Genomic DNA, 4,599 nt, shown 5'->3' with positions numbered 1-4,599 from the left:
TGCCAATAATGACAAACAACTGATTATCCCGCAGTTCCTGACGATAAACGGCCTGAACAACTACTTCGTCAAACAGGACGACCAGCTCATCGACCTCACCGTCATGGACAGCTGGGTCCTGAACCTGTCGCACAACGTGCAGTACAGCGACACGGACCGCAAAGAAATCCAGCGACAAATCACCGAGCAGTACCTGGGGGACTACACGGCCACCTGGCGCGCGGCCATGAACAACCTGGATATTCGTGATTTTACCGATATCCCGCAGGCCATCAGCGCCCTTGAACAGGTTATCAGCGGCGAACAGCCCATCAGCCGCGCCCTGCAAATCCTCAGCGACAACACCCGTCTGCCGGAGATTGACGAGACGCTGCCGGCCAAAGCCCAGCAGCCGTTACGTGATACCCCGGATTACCGCCTGCGGGCGCGTATTCACCGGGAGTTCGCGCCGGAAACCGCCGTGCTGGTGGAGTATGGTGACAAAAACAGTACCTTACAGGAGGTTTATCAGAAACTGGTGGAACTGCACCGTTACCTGCTGAGCATTCAGAATGCCCCGGTACCGGGTAAAGCCGCCCTGAGCGCCGTGCGGCAGCGGCTTGAGCAGCATAACAGCGACCCGATTTTCGAAGTGCAGCAGCTGGCGAAAAACCTGCCGGCGCCGCTCAACCGCTGGGTCGGCGAACTGGCCGGACAGGCATGGCGGGTGGTGATGAGGGAAGCCATCAGCTCGCTGGAAATCGAATGGCGCGACACCGTGGTCAGACAGTACCAGACCTATCTGGCCGGCCGCTATCCGTTCAACCCGGAAGCCACTCAGGACGTGCCGCTCAGTGAGTTCGAGCGGTTCTTCCGGCCCGGCGGCACGCTGGATGCCTTCTATCAGCAGAACCTGAAACCGTTTGTGGAAAACAACCTGACCCACAGCGCTGACGGCCAGCAACTTATCCGCCAGGATGTACTGGAACAACTGAAACTGGCCGACCGTATCCGCGACACCTTCTTCTCGCCGCAAAACGGTCTGGGCACCCAGTTCGCCATTGAGCCCCTCAGCCTGACCGGCAATAAACGCCGCAGCCTGCTCAATCTCGACGGCCAGCTGCTCGATTATGCTCACGGCCGCGGCAGCATTGTACACCTCATCTGGCCCAACTCGATGCGGGCCGGGGTGGAAAGCCAGCTCACGCTGATACCGGACGCCAGCGGCAAATCCCCGCGCGCCATCAGCTTCACCGGCCCGTGGGCTCAGCTGCGCCTGATTAACAGCGGCAAACTGACTAACGTGCGTCAGGATGCGTTTGATGTGCGGTTCACGGTGGACGGGGGCGACATGACCTACCGTATCTACGTGGATGAATCCGACAACCCGTTTGCCGGCGGCCTGTTCAGCCAGTTCAGACTGCCTGACACGTTGTATTAATGGCAAATTTTATTCATTGCAAAATAGAAACCCACCCTGTCCTCCGCGCCGACGGAGGCAGGTGAAAGGATGAACGGCCATGAGTGAACACCCTGAAAACCTGATTATCCGCGCCGGCAGTAACCCGATGAATCTGCCGGCGTTCACGGCAATACGCGAGGAAATCAATAAAATCAACCACCCGTCTCAGCCGGCAGTGAACTGGCCGCTTATCGAATCCCTGGCCCTGACGCTGTTTCGCACCCACGGCGTCGATTTGCAGAGCGCGATTTACTACACCCTGGCCCGGATGCAGCTCAGCGGCCTGGCGGGGTTTACCGAAGGCTGTGAACTGCTGGCCGGGGTGATGGTCAGCCAGTGGGATGCACTGTGGCCCCCGCAGCCGGCGGTCCGCACTGAGATGCTGGACTGGTTTAACACCCGCAGCGGCAACGCGTTACGCCAGCACGACTATACCCCCCGTGACCTGCGGATGATTTACCGGGCCGAGCGGGCCTTACAACTGATAGTCGACCGGCTCCAGCAGTCCGACCTGAAACGCCTGCCAAAAGTCGAAAACCTGTTGTGGTTCTTCCAGAACACCGCCAAAAAACTGGAACAGACCCGCATCCTGCCCAAACCCGCCGCCAAACCCGTGCAGATGCCGCCGCTGGTTTACCTGGCCAACACAACCGAGCCGGCGCCATCGGAACCGGACACTGACGACGACGCGGGATACGACCACAGTCAGCCTAAAGTCCAGGTCCGTTTCCCTGAACCGCCCCCGCGGCCGATGAGCGCACTACAGGGGTTTGGCCTGGGTCTCTTACTGGGCGTGTTTGTCCTGACCGGCAGCTGGCTGGGACTTTACCGGCCGCTGCAACAGCAGCTCACCGCCCTGACTGACACCCCGGACGGAGCCAGACTGGCCTGGCTGTACCACCCCGACCTGCCAACCTATGCCCAGCAGTTAACCCGGTTAGCGGATACCTCCCCGCTGGCAGTGCTGCAACAGGCTGAGCAGCTGACCGGGATGGCACAAAAAACCTGGCCGCAGGACAGCCGGCAGCAGCGTGAAACGCAGCGCTGGCAGCAGTTACAGACCATCCGGCTGGAAAATGCGCCGGTCTCCGGCAGCTGGCAGCAGACCCGGCATCAGCTCCAGTTACTGGCGGACAACATCCTGGCGCAGGAGCGCAACCGGGGCAGTCTCACCCTCTCTTACCTGAAAACGGCGATTTACCAAATCCAGCACAGCCACAACCGTGACCTCCCGCTGGAAGAGCTGCTGCGCCAGCTTTCCGCCGCCGTCGAGCAGGGACAGCCCGTCTCACCGGCGCTGATAAAAAAAGACCGACGACCGGTTTAACGCCCTGCTCAGCCAGTATTACGCGTTGCAGAAAGCCGCCGGGCTGACCGCGCTCCCCGGGCAACCCCGCCCGTAAATTCAGAGAAGGAATCCCCCTATGTCATTCCAGAAAAAAACCGCCGCCGCCGGCAACCTCGCCCGGCACCTCGCTGACCGGCTGAGTCCCCAAAGCGCCGGCGGCTTACAGTTTACCCTCACCGCCGGCGGACTGCCGCCGCACACCTTCGTGGTGGCCGGCTTTACCCTGCGCGAGGCCCTCTCCACCCCGTTCACGCTGACGGTCAGTTTAGCCAGTGCCGACCCGGCGATTGATTTCACCGCCGTCCTCGACAAAAGCGCCACCCTGACCATCCTGCGCGAAGGCAAAGTCGAGCGTACCGTCACCGGCATGGTCGCCAGCTTTGTCCAGGGCAATACCGGCAAACATCAGACCCGCTATGACATGACCATCCGGCCCGATATGTGGCGCGCCACCCTGCGCCAGAATGCCCGGATTTTTCAGCAGCAGGATATCAAAACCATCATCACCACCCTGCTCAAAGAGAACGGCGTCCGCGATGTGGCGTTCAGTCTGCGCAATCCCCACCCGGAACGGGAGTTCTGCGTCCAGTACCGCGAAACCGATTTTGAATTCCTGCAACGGCTCACCGCCGAAGAAGGGATTTTTTACTTCTTTGAGTTCACCGGCAATAAAAACACCCTGGTGTTTGCCGACGATGCGGGCTCTGTCGTCACAGGCCCGGTGCTGCCCTATCACCCCGAAGACGCCGAACAGGCCCAGCAACTGTGCATTACCCGGCTGACCCGCCAGGCGCAGGTACGGCCGGCGGTGGTCGAGCTCAAAGATTACACCTTCAAAAACCCGGCCTGGGCGGCGGAGTTCCGTCATCAGATGCGGGAACAGGACCTCCAGCATACCGGGTACGAACACTTCGATTTTCCCGGCCGCTTCAAAGACGAACAGCACGGCGCGGATTTCACCCGCTACCGGCTGGAAGCCCTGCGCAACAACGCCCTGACCGGCGACGGGGAAAGTAACGCCGCCACCATGCAGCCCGGCGTGCTGTTCACCCTGACTCACCATCCCCGGAATGACCTCAACCGGCTCTGGCAGCTGGTCTGCGTCACCCACCGGGGCAGCCAGCCGCAGGCGCTGGAGCAGACCGCCGGGGAGAGCGGCACCACCCTGAGCAACGACTTCACCTTCATTCCCTACAATCAGCACTGGCGCCCGGCCCCGTTACCCAAACCGGCGATGGAGGGCCCGCAGATTGCCAAAGTGGTGGGCCCGGCCGGCGAAGAAATCTACTGTGACCCGTACGGCCGTATCCGCCTGCAATTCCTCTGGGACCGCTACGGCCAGAGTAATGACCACAGCTCCTGCTGGATACGGGTCACCCAGCCCTGGGCCGGTCAGGGCTGGGGCATGCTGGCGATACCGCGTATCGGTCAGGAAGTGGTGGTGGATTTTCTTAACGGCGACCCGGACCAGCCGATTGTCACCGGGCGCACCTACCATGCCAGCAACCTCCCGCCAGGGGACCTGCTCGGCAGCAAAACCCAGATGACCTTCCGCTCCAAAACCCATAAAGGGGAAGGCTACAACGAGCTGCGCTTCGAGGATGCCAAAGGCAGTGAAGAGCTGGCGCTGCATGCCCAGCGGGACATGAACACCGTGGTACTCAATAACCGCGAAACCCGGGTCATGAACAACCATACCGAAAGCATCGGCCATAATCAGATGCTTTCGGTCAGAAACGACCGCCACAAAGAGGTGACAGGCAATGAAGTCAGCGCTATCACCGGCCTGCGTCAAATCACGGTCGAAAAA

General features: G+C 60.8%; 3 protein-coding genes. All 3 read left to right on the top strand.

What is annotated here, in order from left to right; translation table 11 throughout:
• The coding region (tssM, locus tag C6H66_RS16130; protein WP_105396098.1) for a type VI secretion system membrane subunit TssM at positions 1-1,420 on the top strand (1,420 nt) is incomplete at its 5' end.
• Positions 1,421-1,499: 79 nt separating this feature from the next.
• The gene (locus C6H66_RS16125; RefSeq protein WP_339417211.1) at positions 1,500-2,768 is read left to right on the top strand and encodes a VasL domain-containing protein; all 1,269 of its coding nucleotides are present in this window, start codon (positions 1,500-1,502) and stop codon (positions 2,766-2,768) included.
• A gap of 97 nt (positions 2,769-2,865) precedes the next feature.
• On the top strand, positions 2,866-4,599 hold a 1,734-nt coding region (locus C6H66_RS16120; RefSeq protein WP_105396097.1), incomplete at its 3' end, for a type VI secretion system Vgr family protein.

Origin of the sequence: Photorhabdus hindustanensis, from assembly GCF_002968995.1 — a bacterium.
GTDB lineage: Bacteria > Pseudomonadota > Gammaproteobacteria > Enterobacterales > Enterobacteriaceae > Photorhabdus > Photorhabdus akhurstii.
The sequence above is the reverse complement of the archived record's forward strand: the minus strand, read 5'-3'. Positions and strand labels throughout refer to the sequence as shown.